Genomic DNA, 20128 nt, shown 5'->3' with positions numbered 1-20128 from the left:
ACACCTGCCCGGCCCGGGAGTACGTCGACTACTGCGCCGAGCGCACCCGGATGCTGGTGATCAGCGGGCCGTCGGTCACCTCGGCGAAGAAGTCGTTGCCCTTGTCGTCCACCACGATGAACGCCGGGAAGTCCTCGACCTCGATCCGCCAGACCGCCTCCATGCCCAGCTCGGCGTACTCCAGCACCTCGACCTTCTTGATGCAGTCCTGCGCGAGGCGCGCCGCCGGGCCGCCGATCGAGCCGAGGTAGAAGCCGCCGTGCTTCGCGCAGGCGTCGGTGACCTGCTTGGAGCGGTTGCCCTTGGCGAGCATCACCATCGAGCCGCCGGCCGCCTGGAACTGGTCCACGTAGGAGTCCATCCGGCCGGCCGTGGTCGGGCCGAAGGAGCCGGAGGCGTAGCCCTCGGGGGTCTTGGCGGGGCCGGCGTAGTACACCGGGTGGTCCTTGAGGTACTGGGGCATGCCCTCGCCGGCGTCCAGGCGCTCCTTGATCTTGGCGTGCGCGATGTCGCGGGCCACGACCAGCGTGCCGGTCAGCGACAGCCGGGTCTTCACCGGGTGCTTGGCCAGCTCGGAGCGGATGTCGGCCATCGGCTGGTTGAGGTCGATCCGCACGACGGCGTCGTCCAAGTGCTCGTCCGTGGTCTCCGGCAGGTACTTGGCCGGGTCGGTCTCGAGCTGCTCCAGGAAGACGCCCTCGGCCGTGATCTTGCCGAGTGCCTGGCGGTCGGCCGAGCAGGAGACGGCCATCGCGACCGGCAGCGAGGCGCCGTGCCGGGGCAGCCGGATCACGCGCACGTCGTGGCAGAAGTACTTGCCGCCGAACTGCGCGCCGATGCCGATCTTCTGGGTCAGCTCGGTGACCTTGGCCTCCAGCTCCAGGTCGCGGAAGCCGTGGCCGGTCGCGGCGTCGCCCGAGGTCGGCAGCTCGTCCAGGTAGTGCGCCGAGGCGTACTTGGCGGTCTTCAGCGCGAACTCGGCGCTGGTGCCGCCGACCACGATGGCCAGGTGGTACGGCGGGCAGGCGGCGGTGCCGAGCGAGCGGATCTTCTGCTCCAGGAAGGCGAGCATGCTCTTCTCGTTGAGAATCGCCTTCGTCTCCTGGTACAGGTACGACTTGTTGGCGCTGCCGCCGCCCTTGGCCATGAAGAGGAACTTGTACGCGTCGCCGTCGGTCGCGTAGAGCTCGATCTGGGCCGGCAGGTTGTTGCCGGTGTTCTTCTCGTCCCACATGGTCACCGGAGCCATCTGCGAGTACCGCAGGTTCAGCTTGGTGTACGCGTCGAAGACGCCGCCGGCGATCGCGGCCTCGTCGCCGCCCGCCGTCAGCACGTTCTGGCCGCGCTTGCCCATCACGATCGCGGTGCCGGTGTCCTGGCACATCGGCAGGATGCCGCCGGCCGAGATGTTGACGTTCTTCAGCAGGTCCAGCGCCACGAAGCGGTCGTTCGGGCTGGCCTCGGGGTCGTCCAGGATCCGGCGCAGCTGGGCCAGGTGGGCCGGGCGCAGGTAGTGCGAGATGTCGTGCATGGCGGTCGCCGTGAGCAGGCGCAGCGCCTCCGGCTCGACCTGCAGGAAACGCCGGCCGCCCGCCTCGAAGGTGCTGACACCCTCGGAGGTCAGCTTGCGGTACGGGGTGGGGTCGGCCCCGAGCGGCAGGAGGTCGGAGTAGGCGAAGTCTGGCGTCGGTGCCATGCGAGGTCCTCACGGATTCGGTGGTGCTGCGTCGGCGAAGCGCCCTCCAGCGTAGAACCCACGGGGGCGTCCGGTGTGGCCGGGTGAGCCTGCGTGACCGGGCTCACGTCCGCGCGAGGGCAGGCCCTAGGCTGAGTCCGTGGAGAATCCGACGTCACCATCCGACCAGCCCGTGCCGATGGAGAAGCGGCAAGCCCCGCGCCCGGACCAGGTGTCCCGGGTGGCGGAGGCCGAACTGCGCGCCTCGGACGCCGACCGGGAGAAGATCGCCGAGCTGCTGCGCGACGCCTACGCCGAGGGCCGGCTGACCGTCGACGAGCACTCCGAGCGGATCGAGGCCGCCTACAACGCCAAGACGCTCGGCGAGCTGGTCCCGCTCACCCGCGACCTGCCGACCCACCGGCCGCTCTCCTCCGACCAGCCGCAGCCGTCACAGGACGCACGGCCGGCGGCCCCGCCGCTGCCGCCGGGCCGCGAGGAGCCGGCCAGCGTGGTCGCCGTCTTCGGCGGCGCCGAGCGCAAGGGCCGCTGGCGGGTCGGCTCGCACCTCAAGGTGGTCGCCGTCTTCGGCGGGGTGCTGGTGGACCTGTCCGACGCGGTCTTCGAGTCGCCGGAGGTGGTGATCGAGGTGACCTCCGTCTTCGGCGGGGTCTCGGTCCGGGTGCCGGAGAACGTCTCGCTGGTCGGCAGCGGGGTCGGCATCTTCGGCGGCTTCGACGTCCGCGAGCAGACCGTGGCGGATCCGTACGCGCCGGTGGTCCGGATCAAGGGTGCGGCGATCTTCGGCGGCTGCGAGGCGAAGCCGCGCAAGGGCAAGAAGATCAAGGAGTGGGTGCGCAAGCAGCTCGACTGAGCCAGCCGCCCGGCGGCGCGGCGCCGCCGCAGCGGAACCACACATTCCGTCAACTCGCCGACCGACACTCACGGTTGGGTCGAGTGCAGGCTGTGGCCGGGCGGACACGGTGTGCATGAACCGGGGGTGCGCGGGGTAATTCCCTCGCACATCGTTACTTGAAGGGCTTCGGTCAGACGGCGTCGTACGGCATACAGACGGCAGCCGTGCGGCGAGCCGAGCCTTCCCCGAGCAGTGTCAGGAGTTGCCGTGCTGCACTCGATCGAGCCCCGCACCACCGAATTCGTCCGCGCCGCCGGGCCGCGCGGGCCCCAGCAGACTCCTGGGACGGCGGTGCGGCTCGACCAGCTGGAGGACAACCCCTGGCACACCCTGGCGGCTTGCCGGCGTGACGAGGCCGGGCTGTTCTTCGCCCCCTCGAAGGAGCCGACCGCTGCCCGGCTGGCCCGCGAGGAGCACGCCAAGCAGGTCTGTGCGCGCTGCCCGGTGCTGCTGGAGTGCCGCGAGCACGCGCTCGCCCAGCCGGAGCCGTACGGCGTCTGGGGCGGGCTGACGGCGGCCGAACGGCGGGTGGTGCTGGCGCGCCGGCGCCGGCGCGAGGTCGAGCTGGTCAACGCCGAGACCGCGGTGCTCGCGGCGGGGCAGCTGATGCCGGCGCGGCGCGGGCTGATAGCCGGCTGAGCGCCGCCCCCCGGGTGGGGAACGGCGCTCAGTGGCACGGTCGAACGTCGGTGGGACGGTCGAGTGGGACGGCCCTGGGAGTCGGGCCGTCCGTCAGTTGGCGCGGTCGAAGTCGATCGTGCTGTACGCCCGCAGCTTGGACAGCTTGTGGACGGAGTCGATCTGGCGGATCGTGCCGCTCTTCGAGCGCATCACCAGCGAGCTGGTGGTGGCGGTCTCCTGGCGGTAGTGGACACCGCGCAGCAGCTCGCCGTCGGTGATGCCGGTGGCGACGAAGAACACGTTCTCGCCGCTGACCAGGTCGTTCGTGGTGAGCACCCGGTCCAGGTCGTGGCCGGCGTCCAGGGCGCGCTGCTTCTCGGCCTCGTCCTTGGGCCACAGGCGGCCCTGGATCACGCCGCCCATGCACTTCATCGCGCAGGCCGCGATGATGCCCTCGGGGGTGCCGCCGACGCCCATCAGCAGGTCGATGCCGGTGCCCTCGCGGGCGGCCATGATCGCGCCGGCCACGTCGCCGTCCGAGATGAACTTGATCCGGGCGCCGGCCTCGCGGATCTCGCGGACCAGTCCGTCGTGCCGCGGGCGGTCCAGGACCACCACGGTGACGTCCTCGACGGCGCTGCCCTTGGCCTTGGCGACCCGGCGGATGTTCACCGCGGCGGGAGCGGTGATGTCCACGAAGTCGGCGGCCTCGGGGCCGGTGATCAGCTTGTCCATGTAGAAGACGGCGCTGGGGTCGAACATGGTGCCGCGGTCGGCGACCGCCAGGACGGCGACGGCGTTGTTCATGCCCTTGGCGGTCAGCGTGGTGCCGTCCACGGGGTCAACCGCGACGTCGCACTCGGCGCCGGTGCCGTCGCCGACCCGCTCGCCGTTGTAGAGCATCGGGGCTTCGTCCTTCTCGCCCTCTCCGATGACGACGATGCCGTTCATCGAGACGGTCGAGACGAGGGAGCGCATGGCCTTGACGGCCGCGCCGTCGGCGCCGTTCTTGTCGCCGCGGCCGACCCAGCGGCCGGCGGCCATGGCGGCCGCCTCGGTGACACGGACGAGCTCCAGGGCCAGGTTGCGGTCGGGTGCCTCGGGGGCGACTTCCAGGGCACGCGGAAGGTGTGAGGGGTGCTGCGCGGTCATCGTCGATACCTCTCTGTACGCGACGGCCAGTGAGCGGTCGACTACTGTCTGGTCGAGCGCTGCGATGAGGGTCCCCTGATCGTATCTGCGGATTGGATGACTGTCTGTGGCGCGGGTCCCTCCCACCAGCGGTTCTGTGCTGGTTTGGGGGGATTGGGCCACTCGGGGGCAGGGCGCTCCCGGGTACTCCGTTCGCGGGCACCCCGGGTGCCGGGCGCGCGGACACCATGGGTCACCATGGTGGGATGGCAGGCAAAAGTAGAGGGCGACAGACCGTACGGGACATGGTCCTGTCGATGCTCGCCGTCATGGGTGTGGCCCTGGTGGCCTATCTGACCATCCCGCACAGCACCAACGGTGACGGGGTTCACGTCGTGGACTACAGCTCCGCGCTCGCCTCGGCGAAGCGGGCCGCACCGTACCCGCTGAAGGCGCCCGAGGGGCTGTCGGACAAGTGGCGGGCCACCTCGGTGACCTACCAGACGGACGCCGACGGCCACGCCGGCTGGCACCTGGGCTTCGTGACGCCGGACGGCAAGTACGCGGCCGTCGAGCAGACCGACGGCTCGGCCAACGACCTGCTCAAGAGCATTGTGACGGGCTACCAGCCGGACGGCACCGCGACCGTGGCCGGCCAGTCCTGGAACCGCTACCAGGGCGACCGCTACCGCGGCCTGGCCGAGACCACCGGCAACGCGACCACCCTGGTGACCGGCAGCGCCTCGTACACGGAGCTCGACCAGCTCGCCCAGGCGCTGCACTGACGCTCCGCACCGGCGACCTGAACGCCGAAGGCCCGATCTGCGAGCTCGCAGATCGGGCCTTCGACTGTCCGGGATCAGACCGTGGTCACGACCTCGTCGTACGACAGCCGCGGGCTGCGCGGGTTGAAGGCGTCCTCGCCCGGCTTGCCGATGTTCACGACGGCCAGCACCGAGTGGTCGCCGTCGGCGAAGAAGTCCTTGTTGATGCCCTCGGCGTTGAAGCCGGTCATCGGGCCGGCGGCCAGGCCGGCCGCGCGCACGCCGAGGATGAAGTAGCCGACCTGGAGCGCGCCGTTGAAGTGCGCCGAGGTCTCACGGAACGAGCGCTCCGAGAAGAACACATCCTTGGCCTGCGGGAAGTGCGGGACCAGCCGCGGGATCTCCTCGTGGAACTCGTTGTCGGCGGCCAGGATCGCGACCAGCGGGGCGGCGGCGGTCTTGGCCTTGTTGCCGTCCATCAGGTGCGAGACCAGGCGCTCGCGGGCCTCGGGGGAGCGGACCAGGACGACGCGCAGCGGCTGCTGGTTGAACGAGGTCGGCGCGTACTTGACCAGGTCGTAGATCGCCTGCACCTGCTCGTCGGTGACCGGCTCGTCGGTGAAGCTGTTGGCGGTGTGGGCCTCGCGGAAGAGCAGGTCCTGAGCGGTCGGGTCGAGGATCAGCGCGTCGTTGGTGATGGTCATGATTGCTACACACCTCATGCTGGCTTGACTGTGGTGCGGCGGATGCCGCTCACATGGGTCCAACGTAGGTGAATTTTCAACGATTCCTTAAGTGACTGTGATCTGCATCACAGTACTGAGTCATGTCTGCGCTGAGTCATGTCAGTCCGGGGGCTTGCCGGCCCTCGCCGTTCGGATGGGGATCAGCCGGCCCCGCCACTCTCGTGCTCGGCCGCGAGCACCGCGTCCAGCCGGGCCCGGGCGCCGTCCAGCCAGCGCTGGCAGATCTTGGCCAGCTCCTCGCCGCGCTCCCACAGGGCCAGCGACTCCTCCAGCGTGGTGCCGCCGGTCTCCAGCTGCCGGACGACCTCCATCAGGGCGTCCCTGGCCTGCTCGTAGCCCGGCTCCGAGCTTGCCGACGTCCTGGTGCTGCCGTTCTCCGCCTCGCTCATGCTGCCAGCCTAGGGGCCGCGACGGACAGCGGTCGCCTACTGCGCCGAGTCCGCCTCCCCGGCCGCCCCCGACGGCTGCTCACCACCCCGCTCGCCGACCTGCTCACCACCCTGCTCACCACCCCGCTCGCCGACCGTCACCTCGAACCCGCCGCCCGCCACCCGGGCGTGCAGCGGCTCGCCGGCCGCCAGCGCGGCCGGGTCGGTCACCACGTGCCCGTCGGCCCGCTGGAGCACCGCATAGCCGCGCTCCAGCGTCGCGGCGGGGGAGAGCGCCACCACCCGGGCCAGCGTGTGCCCGAGATCCGATTCGGCGCGGTCCAGCCGGTGGCCCAGCGTGCGCCTGGCCCGGTCGCGCAGCGCGGCCAGCTCGTGCCCGCGCTCGTCCAGCAGCCGGTGCGGCGCGGCCAGCGCGGGACGGCTGCGCACCCCGGCCAGCCCGGCCCGCTCCCGCTCCACCAGCGCGGTGACCGTGCGCCGGGCCCGGTCGCGCAGCTGCTGCACCTTGGCCTGCTCCTCGCCGACGTCCGGCACCACCCGCTTGGCCGCGTCGGTGGGGGTCGAGGCCCGCAGGTCGGCGACGAAGTCCAGCAGCGGCTGGTCCGGCTCGTGCCCGATCGCGCTGACCACCGGGGTCCGGGCGGCCGCGACGGTCCGGCAGAGCTCCTCGTCCGAGAACGGCAGCAGGTCCTCCACGCTGCCGCCGCCGCGCGCCACCACGATCACGTCCACCTCGGGGAGCCCGTCCAGCTCGCGCACCGCCGCCGTGACCTGGCCGGCCGCCTGCGGGCCCTGCACCAGCACGTTGCGGATCTCGAAGCGGACCGCCGGCCAGCGCCGCCGGGCGTTCTCCAGCACGTCCCGCTCGGCGGCGCTGGCCCGGCCGGTGACCAGGCCGACGCAGTGCGGCAGGAACGGCAGCGGCCTTTTGCGCTCGGTGGCGAACAGCCCCTCGCTGGCCAGCCGGCGCTTCAGCTGCTCCAGCCGGGCCAGCAGCTCGCCGAGCCCGACCAGCCGGATCTCGGTGGCCCGCAGCGACAGCGTGCCGCGCGCGGTGTACCACTCGGGCTTGGCGTGCACGAGCACCCGGGAGCCCTCGTGCAGCGTGTCGGCGAGCGGTTCGAGCACCGAGCGGAAGCAGGTGACGCCGAGTGAGACGTCCTTGTCCGGGTCGCGCAGCGTCAGGAACTGCATGCCGGGGCGCCGGCTCAGCTGGGTGACCTGCCCCTCCACCCAGACCGCGCCCAGGCGCTCCACCCAGCCGCCGATCAGCTGGGAGACCTTGCCGACCGGGATCGGTTCTTCGGGTGAACTCGGGTTGGCCATGCGTACGAGGCTAGCGCTGCCGCGTGACAGTGCGACTCCGCTGGACCGCGACCACCACCAGCCCCGCCGCCAGCCAGACCAGGCCGACCAGCTGCGCGCTGTGCGCCGCCCGCCAGACCACCACGACGATCACCGCGATCCCGAGCACCGGCAGCAGCAGGTGCCGCACCCGGTCCCGGGAGCCGTGCCTGACGGTGTACCAGCCGATCACCGAGGCGTGCAGCAGCGCGAACGCGGTCAGCGCGCCGATGTCCACCACCGAGGTGAGCCGGTCCAGCCCGTCGTCGCCCGAGGCCGCCCAGCCCGCGGCGGCCAGCGTCACGACGGCCGCGCCGAGCAGCGCCCGGCGCGGCACGCCGCAGGCCCGGTCCACCGCCGCGAGCGCGCGCGGCAGCCGTCCCTCCCGGGCCATCGCGAAGAGCAGCCGCCCGGCCGCGGCCTGGCCGGCCAGCGCCGCGAAGGCCGCGCCGATCGCCTTGCTGACCGCGATCAGCGTGTGCAGCCAGTGGCCGACCGCGCTCTGCGCGGTGTCGTAGAACGCCGAGCCCTGCGCGTCGGGCTGCTCGGCCAGCTGCTGCGGGGTGAGCGGCTCCAGCAGCGCGGCCAGGTACGTCTGCGCGACGAAGAGCAGGCCGGCCAGCGCCAGGCAGAGCAGCACCGCCCTGGCCACCGCGGCCGAGGCGCCGACCGCCTCCTCGACGAACGAGGCGATCGCGTCGAAGCCCAGGTAGGAGAGCACCGCGACGCTGACCGCGCTCAGCACCGCGCCGGGCGAGAAGCCGTCCACCCCGGTCAGCGGTGACAGCACCGGGCGCACCGAGCCGTCCCTGGCCAGCACGAACAGCGCGGCCGCGACGAAGACCGCCAGCACCACCAGCTCCATTGCGAGCACCGCGAAGCCGACGGCCGCCGCGGTGCGCACCCCGGCCAGGTTGAGCGCGGTGGTCACCAGCACCGCCAGCAGCGTCCAGACCCAGCGCGACACGCCCGGAACCAGGGCGTGCAGCGCGATCCCCGAGAAGAGGTACGCGACCGCCGGGATCAGCAGGTAGTCGAGCATCGCCATCCAGCCGGCGATGAAGCCCGGGCCCTCGCCGAGCCCGGCCCGTGCGTACGCGAAGACCGAGCCGGTGCGCGGCACCGCCCGGACCATCTGCGCGTACGAGAACGCGGTGAACCCCATCGCCACCGTCGCCGCCAGGTAGACCGCGGCGACCGCGCCGCCGCTCTTCGCGTCCAGCACCCCGAAGACGCCCACCGGTGCCATCGGGGCGATGAAGAGCAGACCGTAGACCACCAGGTCGCGCAGGCCGAGACTGCGGCGCAGGCCGCCGGGCGGCGATCCGTCGGGCAGCGGTTCGGCGGGCGGCGGTCCGCCGGGTGGCGGTCCATCGGATCGGGCCAGTTCGTTCACGCTGCCGATTGGACCACCTGACGCAGCCCGGGTGCGGCAGGTCCCGGCCGATCGGCGCGGCACCCGGGCCACCCGCGCCGCCCGTACCATAGGTGCCATGTCGACCACCGCTTCGCGCCGCGTCCTGCTCGCCGCCCCCCGGGGCTACTGCGCGGGTGTGGACCGCGCCGTCATCGCCGTGGAGAAGGCCCTGGAGCAGTACGGGGCACCGATCTACGTCCGCAAGGAGATCGTCCACAACAAGTTCGTCGTGCAGACCCTGGAGAAGCAGGGCGCCATCTTCGTCGATGAGACGCAGGAGGTGCCCGAGGGCTCGATCGTGGTCTTCTCCGCGCACGGCGTGGCCCCCTCGGTGCACGACGAGGCGAAGGCCGGCAAGCTCGCCACCATCGACGCCACCTGCCCCTTGGTCACCAAGGTGCACAAGGAGGCCGTCCGGTTCGCGGACGAGGACTACGACATCCTGCTGGTCGGCCACGAGGGCCACGAGGAGGTGGTCGGCACGATGGGCGAGGCCCCGGACCGGATCCACCTGGTGGACGGCCCCGAGGACGTGGCGAACGTGCAGGTCCGCGACGAGAGCAAGGTGGTCTGGCTGTCCCAGACCACGCTGTCGGTGGACGAGACGATGGCCACCGTCGGCGGGCTGAAGAAGCGCTTCCCGCTGCTGGTCTCGCCGCCGAGCGACGACATCTGCTACGCGACCCAGAATCGCCAGGTGGTGGTCAAGCAGATCGCCCCCGAGACCGACCTGCTGATCGTGGTCGGCTCGAAGAACTCCTCCAACTCGGTCCGCCTCGTCGAGGTCGGCCTGGAGTACGGCGCGAAGGCCGCCCACCTGGTCGACTTCGCCGAGGAGCTGGACGAGGCCTGGCTGGCGGGCGTCACCACGGTCGGCCTGACCAGTGGCGCCTCGGTGCCGGAGATCTTGGTCCAGGGCGTGCTGGCCTGGCTGGCCGAGCGCGGCTTCGGCGACGTCGAGACGGTCCGCACGGTCGAGGAGACGCTGACCTTCTCGCTGCCCAAGGAGCTGCGCCGCGACCTGCGCGCCGAGGCGGCCGGCAAGGCCTGAGCGCCTGACTCACCGCCACACCGGCTCACCGACACGACTCACCGCCACGACTCACTGACGCGCTGACAGATTCCCTGCGCCCTGTGGCAGATTCGAGCTGCTTTCCGTCCGTACCTGACCCAGACTCGTAACCAGGCCCGAGTTCGGGACGGGTACGGACATGACGGAGGCTTCGGACGTGACGGCATTCTCGGTATTCGGTGTCGATATCGGCGGCTCGGGCATCAAGGGCGCGCCGGTGGACCTGGACGGCGGCACGCTCGCCGAGCCCCGGCACAAGGTGCTCACCCCGCAGCCCGCCTCGCCGCAGGCGGTGCTCGGCGCGGTCCGCGAGGTGGTCGGGCACTTCGATCACCAGGGACCGGTCGGCCTGACCTTCCCCGGCGTGGTGGTGGACGGGCACACCCGCAGCGCCGCCAACGTGGACCAGGGCTGGATCGGGCTGGACGCCGAGAAGCTGTTCCGCGAGGGCCTCGGCCTGCCCGTGGTGGTGCTCAACGACGCCGACGCGGCCGGCCTGGCCGAGGTCGCGCACGGCGCCGGCCGCGATCAGGGTGGCGTGGTGCTGGTGCTGACCTTCGGCACCGGCATCGGCAGCGCGCTCTTCGTGGACGGCGTGCTGGTGCCCAACACCGAGCTGGGCCACCTGGAGATGCGTGGCAAGGACGCCGAGCGGCGGTCCTCGGCGGCCGCGCGCGAGCGGCACCAGCTGAGCTGGTCCGAGTGGGCCGGGCGGGTGGACGAGTACCTGGAGCTGGTGGAGCGGCTCTTCTCGCCGCAGCTGGTGATCATCGGTGGTGGTGTCAGCCGCAAGGCCGACAAGTTCCTGCCGCTGCTGACCCCGCGCGACGCCCGGGTGGTCCCGGCCGAGCTGCGCAACGACGCGGGCATCGTCGGCGCGGCGATGGCGGCGGCCAAGATCTGACCGCCGGCGGCCGCCGGCAGCGGCGCCCGCCGGATCGCCTCACCGGACTGCCTCACGGGATCGCCTCACCGGATCGCTTCGCCGGGCCGCCTCACCGGCTGCGGCGGATCCGGCGCTGGGCGATCCAGCGGGCGCCGACGATCGCGGCCGCCAGCCCGGTCCCGGCGAACAGCCAGCCGGCCAGCTGCGCCAGCCCGCTCGCCAGCGCCAGCACCTGCCCGATCACCCCGGGCATCGCCACCGGTCCGAGCAGCCAGACGGCCAGCGCGAACGCGATCGGCCCGCTGATCGGTGCGGCCGGCAGGTCGGCGGACCGGACCCGGACCGCGCTCTGGAAGCTGACCAGCACGAAGCCGAGCCCGAAGAGCATCCCGAGCCCGTCGAAGAGCCAGACGTCGAGCAGGCCGAACCCGAGCGTGCCGACCACCGCCAGCAGCCCGGTGCCGACCGCGGTCAGCCGGGCCGGCCGGCCGCCGCCCGCGCCGGCGGGCTTGCCGCCGCCGCTCCGGGCCAGCGGCAGCCGCGGCCTGAGCCGGGCCAGCGCGGCCCGCCCACCGGAGGCGGGGCGCAGCCGGGACGGCCTGACACCGACGGGGTCGCGGGGTGCGGCGGGCCCCGGTACGGCGGCCTCGTGCGCCCCGCCGCCGGCTGGCGGTCGGGGCCGAGGCCCGGGCGGCTGGGTACGGATGCTCTGCTCCACCCACCCAACGTACGGTCCGATTTAAATCACCGAAGGTAATGAGGCCTCGGAACTCGTCCGTGTCCTGACCCGTCGGCGGCCCGGCGCCGCCCCGTTAGACTGGGCGATCGGCCCGTACGGTGCCGCTTCACCCCCTCCAAGCCCACGGGATCTCGCTTCATGTCGCTCACGATCGGAATCGTCGGCCTGCCGAACGTCGGCAAGTCGACCCTGTTCAACGCCCTGACCAAGAACGACGTCCTGGCGGCCAACTACCCGTTCGCCACGATCGAGCCGAACGTCGGCGTGGTCGGCGTGCCGGACCCCCGTCTCGCCGTGCTCGCCAAGATCTTCGGCTCGGAGCGGATCCTGCCCGCCACCGTCGACTTCGTGGACATCGCCGGCATCGTCCGCGGCGCCTCCGAGGGCGAGGGCCTGGGCAACAAGTTCCTGGCCAACATCCGTGAGTCGGACGCGATCTGCCAGGTCATCCGGGCCTTCAACGACCCCGACGTGGTCCACGTGGACGGCAAGGTGTCGCCCAAGGACGACATCGAGACGATCAACACCGAGCTGATCCTGGCCGACCTCCAGTCGATCGAGAAGGTCCTGCCGCGCCTGCAGAAGGAGGCTCGCCTCAAGAAGGAGTCGGCCGCCACGCTGGCCGCCGCCGAGGCCGCCCAGAAGATCCTGGAGACCGGCAAGACCCTCTTCGAGGCCCGCTTCGACGCCACCTCGGTGCGCGAGCTGCACCTGCTCACCACGAAGCCCTTCCTCTACGTCTTCAACGTGGACGAGGACGAGCTGACCGACGAGGAGTTCAAGGACGGCCTGCGCGCCCTGGTCGCCCCGGCCGAGGCGATCTTCCTGAACGCCAAGATCGAGTCCGAGCTGATCGGCATGGACGACGAGGACGCCCTGGAGCTCCTCCAGTCGATGGGCCAGGAGGAGCCCGGCATGGCCACCCTCGGCCGGGTCGGCTTCGACACCCTGGGCCTGCAGACCTACCTGACGGCGGGCCCGAAGGAGGTCCGCGCCTGGACCATCAAGAAGGGCGCGACCGCTCCTGAGGCGGCCGGTGTGATCCACACCGACTTCCAGAAGGGCTTCATCAAGGCCGAGATCGTCTCCTTCGCCGACCTCGTCGAGTGCGGCTCGATCCCCGAGGCCCGCTCCAAGGGCAAGTCCCGCATCGAGGGCAAGGAGTACGTGATGCAGGACGGCGACGTGGTGGAGTTCCGCTTCAACGTCTAGTTGCAGCGTCGGTTACGCAGGTCAGTAGGGGGTCCGTCCGCGCTGGGGACGGGCCCCTGGCCTGTTCCCGCACTGAACGCCCTGCTGGCCAGCCCCGCGAGTGGTACGTTATTCGGTACCACTCACCGAAGGGGTTCCCTGTCATGTCGATCACTGCGAGCGAGGCCCGCAAGGATCTCTTCCCGCTCATCAAGAAGGTCAACGACGACCATGAGGCGATCGAGATCGTCTCCAAGCACGGGAACGCGGTCCTCGTGTCCGCCGAGGACTACGCCGCCCTGCGCGAAGGCTCCTACCTGCTGCGATCGCCCGCGAATGCCCGCCGCCTGCTCAAGGCGTACGAGAACGCCCTCGGTCGCACCAACCTCTCCGAGCGCGAGCTGATCGACCCGGATGCGGTGGATGCGGGGCAGGGCGCCGCGTGAGGCTCGTCTTCGAGGATCAGGGCTGGGAGGACTACACGTCCTGGCTCAGGAGCGACCGCAAGATGCTCGCCCGGATCAACAAGCTCATCGAGGATGCCCGCCGTGATCCATTCACCGGGATCGGCAAGCCCGAGCCGCTGAAGTACCACCTGCCCGGCGCCTGGTCACGGCGGATCGATGACGAGCACCGCCTCGTCTACCTGGTCACGGATGAAGAGATCATCATCCTGGCCGCCCGCTATCACTACTGATCGGCGAGTGTTCGGTGCGTACTGGGAGGTGGCATGCCCCTCCCGCGCCGCGATGACCCCTCGAAACCTCGGTCCAGTGCTCGCTCAGGCGCGCGCCAGCCCCTTCCTCATGGTCAAGTCCCGTAAACGGTGGACCGGCGCCCCACGTGGACGACCCAGATCACCAGTTCCCCGTTGTCGATCGTGTAGACGACGCGGCAGTCGCCGACGCGTAGGCGGCGACGCTCGGGCTGGGACACGAGAGCCGTGGTGTTGAAACCGAGGGGATCGCTTTCCAGCTCGGTCAGCTTGGCCAGGATGCGCAGCGCCATGTCGCGAGGGATCTTCCCGAGTTCGGCCTGGGCCTCGGGCCGGAAGACGGTCCGGAACTCACTCATCGCGCGCCAGCGTCTCCCTCATGACGTCCTCGATGGGGATACCGGCTGCCGGATTCGCCATGCGCTCGTCGATGATCCGGTTGATCTCGCGCTCTTCCCACTCCTGGTACTTCCGGAGCACCTCGATGGACACGACGGCGGCGACTTCCTTGCCTCGGCGTGTGATCACTGTGGGCACGTCGTCCCGGTCAGCGCGCTCCACGACCTCGGCCAGGTGCGCGCGGACGTCACGGATGGACTCTATGGGCAAGGGCTGCGTCATACGCTCAAGGGTACCGAGTGTTCCATGTGTACACAACGGGACTGCGCCCCTGCGGCCGTCAGGCCGTCAGCAGTTCGACCAGGACGCGCAGGTGGCTGACCTCTGGCTCCTTGTTCGCCGTGAGCAGGGTGAGCGGGGTGTGGGTGCGCAGGGTGGTGAGGCGGGAGCGGGCTTCGGGGGTGGCGAGTTCGGTGCGGTAGAGGGTGGCGAACTCGTCGGCGCGGGTGTCGGGGGCCTCGTGGAACCAGCGGCGCAGCTCGTCGGAGGGGGCCAGCTCCTTGGCCCACTCGTCGAGGGCGGCGCGTTCCTTGCTGACGCCGCGGGGCCAGAGGCGGTCGGCGAGGACCCGGTAGCCGTCCGCCGGCTCGGGCGGGTCGTAGATCCGGCGGGTGCGGACGGCGGGGGAGCGGCTCATGGCGGCAAGTCTGGGTCAGGATGGGTCAGACGGTGACCAGCAGCTCGCCGTCCGCGCCGGGGGTGACCCGAACGGCCGTCAGGTCGGGCACGTGCACGGTCGGGGCGTGTGCGGCGGCGCGCGGGCCGATGCCGACCACGCGCATGCCGGCGGCCAGGCCGGCGGTGATGCCGGCCTGGGAGTCCTCGAAGACGAGGCAGTCGGCGGGGGCGATGCCGAGTGCGGCGGCGGCCTTGAGGAAGCCCTCCGGGTCGGGCTTGCTGGCGCCGACCGACTCGGCGGTGACGGCGAGCTCGGGCATCGGCAGGCCGGCGGCGGCCATCCGGGTGCGGGCCAGCGCCAGGTCGGCGGAGGTGACCAGGGCGTGCGGGTGCCCGTCGAGTGCGGCGAGGAAGGCGGCGGCGCCGGGGATCGCGACCACGCCGTCGGTGTCGGCGGTCTCCTCGGCGAGCATCCGCCGGTTCTCCGCGAGGTTCTGCTCCATCGGGCGGTCCGGCAGCAGGATCGCCATGCTCAGGTGGCCCTGGCGGCCGTGCACCACGGACATCACGTGGTCGCCGTCCAGGCCCTGGGCGGCGGCCCAGCCGCGCCAGCAGCGCTCCACCACGGAGTCCGAGTTGACCAGGGTTCCGTCCATGTCCAGCAGCAGGGCGCGGACGGAGAGCGTGGTGGCGGGCATGCCGACTCCTCTGAGGGGGACCTTATGTTCCCTAAGGATACAAAAGGTGCCGATTGACCTCCCGCGCGGCCCCGGCCAGCTCGGGCAGCTCCACCACCTCGACCCCGGCCGCGGTCAGCAGGCCGATCCCCTCGCAGCCGGTGACGAAGAGGTCGGGCTCGCGCCAGGCGACCACCACCCGGGGCAGCCCGGCCGCCAGGACCAGCTCGGCGCACGGGTGCGGGCGGGAGGCCCGGCGGCTGCACGGCTCCAGCGAGCTGTAGAGGGTGGCCGAGCGCAGCCGGGGGTCGTCGGCGGCCAGCTTGCCGAGCGCGGCCTCCTCGGCGTGGTCGAGCGGGTCGCTCTCCCGGCTGAAGCCCTCGGCCAGCACCGTGCCGTCGGCGGCGACGATGACCGCGCCGACCGAGAACGCCGTCTCGGACGGCGGACACCGCCGGGACAGCTCGATCGCGCGGTTCAGGAAGGCGACATCGTCGAGGGGGTTCACGGCGGGGTTCACAGCGGCGTTCACAGCGCGGACTCCTTCGGGGCGTAGCGGAGCAGCACGACATCGCCGACGGTACGGGCCTCCAGCAGCCGCAGCCGCCGGGTGCTCCCGCCGGGGAAGTCGGCCGGGTTGACGAAGCGCGGCGCGTCCGGGTGGCCGACCAGCAGCGGCGCGACCGCGAGCTGGAGTTCGTCGGCCAGCCCCTCGGCGAGGAACTGCGTGTGCACCGAGCCGCCGCCCTCGACCATCAGCCGGCGCACCCCGCGTCGGCCCAGGTCGTCCAGCAGCGGGCCGAGTCGCACCGCGTCGCCCAGTGCGACCACCTCGGCGAGGCCGTCGAGCGCGCTGCGCAGCCCGGCCGCCGCGGCCTCGGTCGTGTAGACGAGCTTGGCCTCGCCGGTGTGCCAGAACCGCAGCTCGGGCGAGAGGTCGCCGCGGGCGCTGAGCGTCACCTTGACCGGGTAGGCGCTGCGCCCGGCGGCGACCCGGGCGGCCCGCCGCTCCGGGTGGTTGACCAGCAGCCGCGGGTTGTCCCGGCGCAGGGTGGTTGAGCCGACCAGTACCGCGTCACAGTCGGCCCGCAGCTCGTCCACCCGGTCGAAGTCGGCCGGGTTGGAGAGCAGCAGGCGCTCGGCGGAGGCGTCGTCGAGGTAGCCGTCGATCGACATCGCGGCGCTGAGCAGCACGTACGGGCGGGTGGGCAGCGGCATGCGCCTACCGTACGGTGCCTGCCGTGCGGCCCCCTAGCTGGCCGGTGCCTACCTGGCCGGTGCGGGCACCGGGCGCGGGGGCAGCGGTACCGGCACGGCGGGCAGGCCGTCCACGCTGGCGACGTTGTACGGCTTGCCGGCGGTGTACGCGGCGAACTCCTCCTCGGTCTTGCGGCCGAAGTACTGCTCGTGCAGCTGCCGGTCCTCGCGGTAGTCCATGAAGGGGACGGCGTAGCCGCAGGAGTCGCTGACCCGCTCGGCGTGCACCAGTACCACCGCGCGCAGCCCGGCACCGTCCGCCTCGGGTGCGAAGCGGCCGAGCAGTTCGGCGAACCGCGGGTCGTCGCGGAAGACCGGCTCGCCGGTGCCGTGCACCCGCACCACGGTGGGCGGGCCGGTGAAGGCGCACCACATCAGCGTGATCCGGCCGTTCTCCCGCAGGTGGGCGATGGTCTCCGCGGTACTGCCGCCGAAGTCCAGGTAGGCCAGGGTGAGTTCGTCCAGCACCAGCAGGGTGCCGGAGCGGCCCTTGGGCGAGACGTTGACGTGACCGTCCTCGGCCAGCGGTGCGGTGGCGGTGAAGAAGACGGGCTGGGCCTCGATGAACGAGCGCAGCCGGCCGTCTATGCGTTCATAGGTCTTTCCCATGTCCGCCATGATACCGCGTCTCGCATCGCAAGATAGTTCTTCTTGCAGGCTGAGACGATCGATAGAGTCGCGATCGTGACGAATCCTCAGAACCCCACGGCCCAGGGCCCGGCGGCCCGGTATACCCACGGTCACCAGGAGGCGGTGCTGCGCTCGCACCGCAGCCGCACCGCCGCGAACTCGGCCGGCTACCTGCTGCCCGAGCTCACGCCCGGCCTGCGCCTGCTGGACGTCGGCTGCGGGCCCGGCACCATCACCGCCGACCTGGCCGAACTGGTCGGCCCCGAGGGGCGGGTGGTGGCGGTGGACAGCTCGCCCGAGGTGGTGGCCGCGGCTGCCGAGTACGCCGCGGCGCGCGGCCTGACCAATGTCGAGTTCGAGGTCGCCGACGTATATCAACTTCCCTACAAGGCAGCGGAGTTCGACGTGGTGCACGCCCACCAGCTGCTGCAGCACCTGGCCGACCCGGTGGCCGCGCTGCGCGAGCTGCGCCGGGTGGTCGCGCCCGGCGGTGTGGTCGCGGTCCGCGACGCCGACTACGAGGCGATGACCTGGTACCCCGAACTGCCCGAGCTGACCGCCTGGTTGGACCTGTACCGGCGCTCGGCCCGGGCGAACGGCGGCGAGCCGGACGCCGGGCGACGGCTGGCGGCCTGGGCCCGGGCGGCCGGGTTCACCGACATCCGGGCGTCCAGTTCGAGCTGGACGTACGCGAGCCCTGGCGAGCGGCTCTGGTGGGGCGAGTCCTGGGCGGACCGGACGACCGGCTCGGGGCTGGCCCGCACCGCGCTGGCCGAGGGCTTCGCGACCGAGCAGGAGCTGGCCGCGATCGCCGAGGGCTGGCGGCGCTGGACGGTGGAGCCGGACGGCTGGTTCGCGGTGCTGCACGGCGAGCTGCTGGCCCGGGGGTGAGCGCGGCCGGGGCGGTGGGGGTCGGCTAGAGTCGCGCAGTCCATCGAACTGGTGCACGCGGGTGCAGGGGGAGCCTGATGACGGCAGAGAGCAAGCAGGGCGCGCAGCAGCCCGAGGACGGCGAGCCGAATCCGTTCGCTCCCCCCAGCGCCCCGCAGCCGACCGCCGCACCGGCTCCTGACGCCGCGCCGGCCCCTGGCGCTCCACCGGCCGCCGGCACCCCGCCGTACCCCGGCAGCGGCCCGTACGTCGGCGCCAACCCGTACTCCGCCGCCGGCCCGTACCCGGGAGCGCCGTACCCCGCACCGCCGTACCCCGCACCCCCGTACGCCAACGGCTGGGCCTACCCCGCGCCGCCAGCGCAGCAGGCGACCGTCAACGGCTTCTCGATCACCGCCCTGGTCACCGGCCTCACCTGCTTCCTGTGGCCGTTCGCGCTCGGCTTCGGTATCGCCGGCCTGGTCCAGATCCGCAAGCGCTCGCAGCGCGGCACCGGCCTCGCGGTGGCGGGCATGGTGCTCGCGCTGGTCGGCCTGCTCTGCACCGCCGGCGTGGTGCTCGGCCTCAGCAAGTACCACCCGCGCGGCGCGGGCACGGTCGCCGAGTCCGACCTCGCCGTCGGCGACTGCTTCGACCGCGCCACCACCGGGGTGCGCCGGCTGCCGTGCGACACGGCGCACGACGGCGAGGTGGTCGGCAGCACCCAGCTGACCGGCGACGGCTATCCGGACGAGGCCGAGCGCAAGCGCCAGGCCGGTCCGGTCTGCGGCAAGCTGGCCGGTGAGTACGCGATGGACAACTGGGCCCTCCCGGCCGGCGTCGATGTGCACTACTACTACCCGCAGCAGAGCGCCTGGTATCTGGGTGAGCGGACCGCGACCTGCTTCCTGACCGACCCGTCGGCCAAGACCACCGGTTCACTGCGCAGGGACGAGACCGACAGCAACGGCTTCCAGCTGAGCTACCTGCGCGCGATGGACGCGATCGACCAGGCCGCCGCCAAGCGCCCGAGCGGCACCGTGGCCGCCGACCCGGCCGGCTACCGCGAGTGGGCCGCCACCATGGCGCAGGTGCTCCAGAGCCAGACCGACGCGCTGGACCGGAACAGCTACGAGCCGGACGTGCGGACCGCCGTGAACGCCCAGGTCGCCGAGCTGCGCGCGCGGATCCCGTACCTCCAGTCGGCGGCCCAGCCGACCGACGTGGACTCGCTGGCCCAGGCGATCGCGCAGTCCGACCTGCACCGCGCCTACGACCAGCAGAAGGCCGTCCGCGCGCTGCTCGACCTCGCCACCGAGCAGCCCGGGCTGGACCAGGCGCCGACCGGCAGCGGCAGCGGCTCGCCCCAGAGCGTCTGAGCCGGCTGCCAGTCCGGCCGCCGGTCCGGCCGCCACGAACCGAACCTGGCACAGTACGGCCGGCGCGAGCCGCCGCGCCCCCGCACTGCGTGCGGTGCGACCACTGCGTCGACCACGATCGTGGTGCGCGGCGTCACTGTCCGCAGAGGCACTGGTACAGCCCGTCAGGGCGGTCCGGGCGACCCGGCGGCGAAGGTACCAGCAGGGACCTTGCGCCGACGTGGCCGCCCGGTCCACCCTTGCGATAGTCGTACTCGAGGCGTTCGCGCCGGTGAGAGCCGGGCGACAGCCTTGCCACGGACGCGCGTGGTTCTGCCACGGGCGCGTGCGGCGCTGCGGTCACCCGCGGGTGGGTGCCCCCGGGCGCCGGCACCGCGGTGGCTCCTCGGGTTCGGCGACCGGACGGGGGAATCGGGGGCAGGTATGCGAGTCGGTCGGCGAAGGCCGGTGCGGGAGCCGCACCGTCGAAGCTAGTCGGGTACGAATCACCGGGTCACGGGCACGGGACGGGCGCAGGCCCGAGCAGCCTTGGACCCCCTCGTCTTACGTGCCGTTAACCGGGCTCCCCGGTGCTGTGACGGCAGCGAAACCTCGTCCGTACATCCCGTTAGCGGGCCGTTCCTAGCCTTGGCACCGGAACGGTCGGCGTCGCGCCGGGCCCGACTCGACCCCCACCGAGCCGGGCCCGGCGC

At 72.0% G+C, this 20128-nt stretch carries 22 protein-coding genes and 1 pseudogene; 10 read left to right on the top strand and 13 right to left on the bottom strand.

The window, feature by feature from the left end; genetic code table 11:
• Positions 1 to 28: 28 nt before the first annotated feature.
• Positions 29 to 1696 (bottom strand): fumarate hydratase, encoded by a 1668-nt coding sequence (locus AC060L_RS27975; RefSeq protein ID WP_483801721.1) that lies wholly within the window; start codon positions 1694 to 1696, stop codon positions 29 to 31.
• A gap of 139 nt (positions 1697 to 1835) precedes the next feature.
• Between AC060L_RS27975 and AC060L_RS27970 the strand changes: the two genes are divergently transcribed.
• Positions 1836 to 2549 carry a DUF1707 SHOCT-like domain-containing protein gene (locus tag AC060L_RS27970; protein ID WP_483801720.1) on the top strand — a complete coding sequence of 238 codons (714 nt, stop codon included), beginning with the start codon at positions 1836 to 1838 and terminating at the stop codon, positions 2547 to 2549.
• A gap of 333 nt (positions 2550 to 2882) precedes the next feature.
• The gene (locus tag AC060L_RS27965) at positions 2883 to 3230 is read left to right on the top strand and encodes a WhiB family transcriptional regulator (protein ID WP_483801787.1); all 348 of its coding nucleotides are present in this window, start codon (positions 2883 to 2885) and stop codon (positions 3228 to 3230) included.
• Positions 3231 to 3323: 93 nt separating this feature from the next.
• Here AC060L_RS27965 and glpX read toward each other — a convergent pair whose 3' ends face one another.
• Complete coding sequence (gene glpX, locus AC060L_RS27960; RefSeq protein ID WP_483801719.1) at positions 3324 to 4364, bottom strand: class II fructose-bisphosphatase; 1041 nt, start codon at positions 4362 to 4364, stop codon at positions 3324 to 3326.
• Positions 4365 to 4591: 227 nt separating this feature from the next.
• On the opposite strand from glpX, the gene AC060L_RS27955 reads away from it, so the two are divergent.
• The gene (locus AC060L_RS27955) at positions 4592 to 5128 is read left to right on the top strand and encodes a DUF4245 domain-containing protein (protein ID WP_483801718.1); all 537 of its coding nucleotides are present in this window, start codon (positions 4592 to 4594) and stop codon (positions 5126 to 5128) included.
• 74 nt (positions 5129 to 5202) lie between these two features.
• On the opposite strand, the gene AC060L_RS27950 is transcribed toward AC060L_RS27955, so the two are convergent.
• The 4 genes from AC060L_RS27950 to AC060L_RS27935 all read right to left on the bottom strand — a co-directional run bounded on the left by AC060L_RS27950 (position 5203) and on the right by AC060L_RS27935 (position 8973).
• Positions 5203 to 5811, bottom strand: a complete 609-nt coding sequence (locus AC060L_RS27950; RefSeq protein ID WP_483801717.1) for a malonic semialdehyde reductase — start codon at positions 5809 to 5811, stop codon at positions 5203 to 5205.
• Positions 5812 to 5993: 182 nt separating this feature from the next.
• Complete coding sequence (locus AC060L_RS27945) at positions 5994 to 6242, bottom strand: exodeoxyribonuclease VII small subunit (RefSeq protein WP_483801716.1); 249 nt, start codon at positions 6240 to 6242, stop codon at positions 5994 to 5996.
• A gap of 36 nt (positions 6243 to 6278) precedes the next feature.
• Entirely contained in the window at positions 6279 to 7568 is a 1290-nt protein-coding gene (xseA, locus tag AC060L_RS27940) for an exodeoxyribonuclease VII large subunit (protein ID WP_483801715.1), read from the bottom strand.
• A 10-nt stretch (positions 7569 to 7578) separates the two neighbouring features.
• Positions 7579 to 8973 (bottom strand): APC family permease, encoded by a 1395-nt coding sequence (locus AC060L_RS27935; protein WP_483801786.1) that lies wholly within the window; start codon positions 8971 to 8973, stop codon positions 7579 to 7581.
• A gap of 106 nt (positions 8974 to 9079) precedes the next feature.
• Between AC060L_RS27935 and AC060L_RS27930 the strand changes: the two genes are divergently transcribed.
• A complete protein-coding gene (locus tag AC060L_RS27930) occupies positions 9080 to 10054 on the top strand; it encodes a 4-hydroxy-3-methylbut-2-enyl diphosphate reductase (RefSeq protein WP_483801714.1) in 975 nt (324 codons plus the stop codon).
• A gap of 178 nt (positions 10055 to 10232) precedes the next feature.
• A complete protein-coding gene (ppgK, locus tag AC060L_RS27925) occupies positions 10233 to 10979 on the top strand; it encodes a polyphosphate--glucose phosphotransferase (RefSeq protein ID WP_483801713.1) in 747 nt (248 codons plus the stop codon).
• Positions 10980 to 11070: 91 nt separating this feature from the next.
• Here the strand turns inward: ppgK and AC060L_RS27920 are convergent, their stop codons facing one another.
• Positions 11071 to 11679 (bottom strand): DUF6542 domain-containing protein, encoded by a 609-nt coding sequence (locus AC060L_RS27920; protein ID WP_483801712.1) that lies wholly within the window; start codon positions 11677 to 11679, stop codon positions 11071 to 11073.
• Positions 11680 to 11838: 159 nt separating this feature from the next.
• On the opposite strand from AC060L_RS27920, the gene ychF reads away from it, so the two are divergent.
• From ychF to AC060L_RS27905, 3 genes are all read left to right on the top strand, one after another.
• Entirely contained in the window at positions 11839 to 12912 is a 1074-nt protein-coding gene (ychF, locus tag AC060L_RS27915; RefSeq protein WP_483801711.1) for a redox-regulated ATPase YchF, read from the top strand.
• 143 nt (positions 12913 to 13055) lie between these two features.
• A complete protein-coding gene (locus AC060L_RS27910; RefSeq protein WP_483801710.1) occupies positions 13056 to 13337 on the top strand; it encodes a type II toxin-antitoxin system Phd/YefM family antitoxin in 282 nt (93 codons plus the stop codon).
• Positions 13334 to 13588 (top strand): Txe/YoeB family addiction module toxin, encoded by a 255-nt coding sequence (locus tag AC060L_RS27905; protein ID WP_483801709.1) that lies wholly within the window; start codon positions 13334 to 13336, stop codon positions 13586 to 13588. The genes AC060L_RS27910 and AC060L_RS27905 overlap by 4 nt, the downstream gene beginning before the upstream one ends.
• 113 nt (positions 13589 to 13701) lie before the next feature.
• Here AC060L_RS27905 and AC060L_RS27900 read toward each other — a convergent pair whose 3' ends face one another.
• The 6 genes and pseudogenes from AC060L_RS27900 to AC060L_RS27875 form a co-directional block, all read right to left on the bottom strand.
• Positions 13702 to 13965 carry a type II toxin-antitoxin system RelE family toxin gene (locus tag AC060L_RS27900; protein ID WP_483801708.1) on the bottom strand — a complete coding sequence of 88 codons (264 nt, stop codon included), beginning with the start codon at positions 13963 to 13965 and terminating at the stop codon, positions 13702 to 13704.
• Positions 13958 to 14227, bottom strand: coding sequence for a type II toxin-antitoxin system Phd/YefM family antitoxin (locus AC060L_RS27895; RefSeq protein ID WP_483801707.1), 270 nt, complete (start codon positions 14225 to 14227; stop codon positions 13958 to 13960). The genes AC060L_RS27900 and AC060L_RS27895 overlap by 8 nt, the downstream gene beginning before the upstream one ends.
• 58 nt (positions 14228 to 14285) lie before the next feature.
• A complete protein-coding gene (locus AC060L_RS27890; RefSeq protein WP_483801706.1) occupies positions 14286 to 14642 on the bottom strand; it encodes a DUF488 domain-containing protein in 357 nt (118 codons plus the stop codon).
• A gap of 25 nt (positions 14643 to 14667) precedes the next feature.
• Positions 14668 to 15321 (bottom strand): HAD-IA family hydrolase, encoded by a 654-nt coding sequence (locus tag AC060L_RS27885; protein WP_483801705.1) that lies wholly within the window; start codon positions 15319 to 15321, stop codon positions 14668 to 14670.
• A 31-nt stretch (positions 15322 to 15352) separates the two neighbouring features.
• Positions 15353 to 16518 (bottom strand): annotated as a pseudogene (locus AC060L_RS27880) (dihydrofolate reductase family protein).
• Positions 16519 to 16566: 48 nt separating this feature from the next.
• Complete coding sequence (locus AC060L_RS27875; protein WP_483801704.1) at positions 16567 to 17166, bottom strand: pyridoxamine 5'-phosphate oxidase family protein; 600 nt, start codon at positions 17164 to 17166, stop codon at positions 16567 to 16569.
• Between the two features lie 75 nt (positions 17167 to 17241).
• Between AC060L_RS27875 and AC060L_RS27870 the strand changes: the two genes are divergently transcribed.
• Both AC060L_RS27870 and AC060L_RS27865 read left to right on the top strand, forming a co-directional pair.
• Entirely contained in the window at positions 17242 to 18078 is an 837-nt protein-coding gene (locus AC060L_RS27870) for a methyltransferase domain-containing protein (RefSeq protein ID WP_483801703.1), read from the top strand.
• 77 nt (positions 18079 to 18155) lie between these two features.
• Positions 18156 to 19436: a DUF4190 domain-containing protein gene (locus tag AC060L_RS27865; RefSeq protein WP_483801702.1), complete on the top strand. Its 1281-nt coding sequence runs from the start codon at positions 18156 to 18158 to the stop codon at positions 19434 to 19436.
• Positions 19437 to 20128 lie beyond the last annotated feature (692 nt).

This window comes from Kitasatospora sp. NEAU-69 (assembly GCF_057158765.1).
This window is presented reverse-complemented; position numbering and strand designations above follow the sequence as displayed.

What these genes read in the sequence shown, in the direction of transcription:
- AC060L_RS27975 (WP_483801721.1), bottom strand. Translation starts at nt 1,696, where the DNA reads ATGGCACCGACGCCAGACTTCGCCTACTCCGACCTCCTGCCGCTCGGG.
- glpX (WP_483801719.1), bottom strand. Translation starts at nt 4,364, where the DNA reads ATGACCGCGCAGCACCCCTCACACCTTCCGCGTGCCCTGGAAGTCGCC.
- AC060L_RS27955 (WP_483801718.1), top strand. Translation starts at nt 4,592, where the DNA reads ATGGGTCACCATGGTGGGATGGCAGGCAAAAGTAGAGGGCGACAGACC.
- AC060L_RS27950 (WP_483801717.1), bottom strand. Translation starts at nt 5,811, where the DNA reads ATGACCATCACCAACGACGCGCTGATCCTCGACCCGACCGCTCAGGAC.
- AC060L_RS27945 (WP_483801716.1), bottom strand. Translation starts at nt 6,242, where the DNA reads ATGAGCGAGGCGGAGAACGGCAGCACCAGGACGTCGGCAAGCTCGGAG.
- xseA (WP_483801715.1), bottom strand. Translation starts at nt 7,568, where the DNA reads ATGGCCAACCCGAGTTCACCCGAAGAACCGATCCCGGTCGGCAAGGTC.
- AC060L_RS27930 (WP_483801714.1), top strand. Translation starts at nt 9,080, where the DNA reads ATGTCGACCACCGCTTCGCGCCGCGTCCTGCTCGCCGCCCCCCGGGGC.
- ychF (WP_483801711.1), top strand. Translation starts at nt 11,839, where the DNA reads ATGTCGCTCACGATCGGAATCGTCGGCCTGCCGAACGTCGGCAAGTCG.
- AC060L_RS27910 (WP_483801710.1), top strand. Translation starts at nt 13,056, where the DNA reads ATGTCGATCACTGCGAGCGAGGCCCGCAAGGATCTCTTCCCGCTCATC.
- AC060L_RS27900 (WP_483801708.1), bottom strand. Translation starts at nt 13,965, where the DNA reads ATGAGTGAGTTCCGGACCGTCTTCCGGCCCGAGGCCCAGGCCGAACTC.
- AC060L_RS27895 (WP_483801707.1), bottom strand. Translation starts at nt 14,227, where the DNA reads ATGACGCAGCCCTTGCCCATAGAGTCCATCCGTGACGTCCGCGCGCAC.
- AC060L_RS27890 (WP_483801706.1), bottom strand. Translation starts at nt 14,642, where the DNA reads ATGAGCCGCTCCCCCGCCGTCCGCACCCGCCGGATCTACGACCCGCCC.
- AC060L_RS27885 (WP_483801705.1), bottom strand. Translation starts at nt 15,321, where the DNA reads ATGCCCGCCACCACGCTCTCCGTCCGCGCCCTGCTGCTGGACATGGAC.
- AC060L_RS27875 (WP_483801704.1), bottom strand. Translation starts at nt 17,166, where the DNA reads ATGGGAAAGACCTATGAACGCATAGACGGCCGGCTGCGCTCGTTCATC.
- AC060L_RS27865 (WP_483801702.1), top strand. Translation starts at nt 18,156, where the DNA reads ATGACGGCAGAGAGCAAGCAGGGCGCGCAGCAGCCCGAGGACGGCGAG.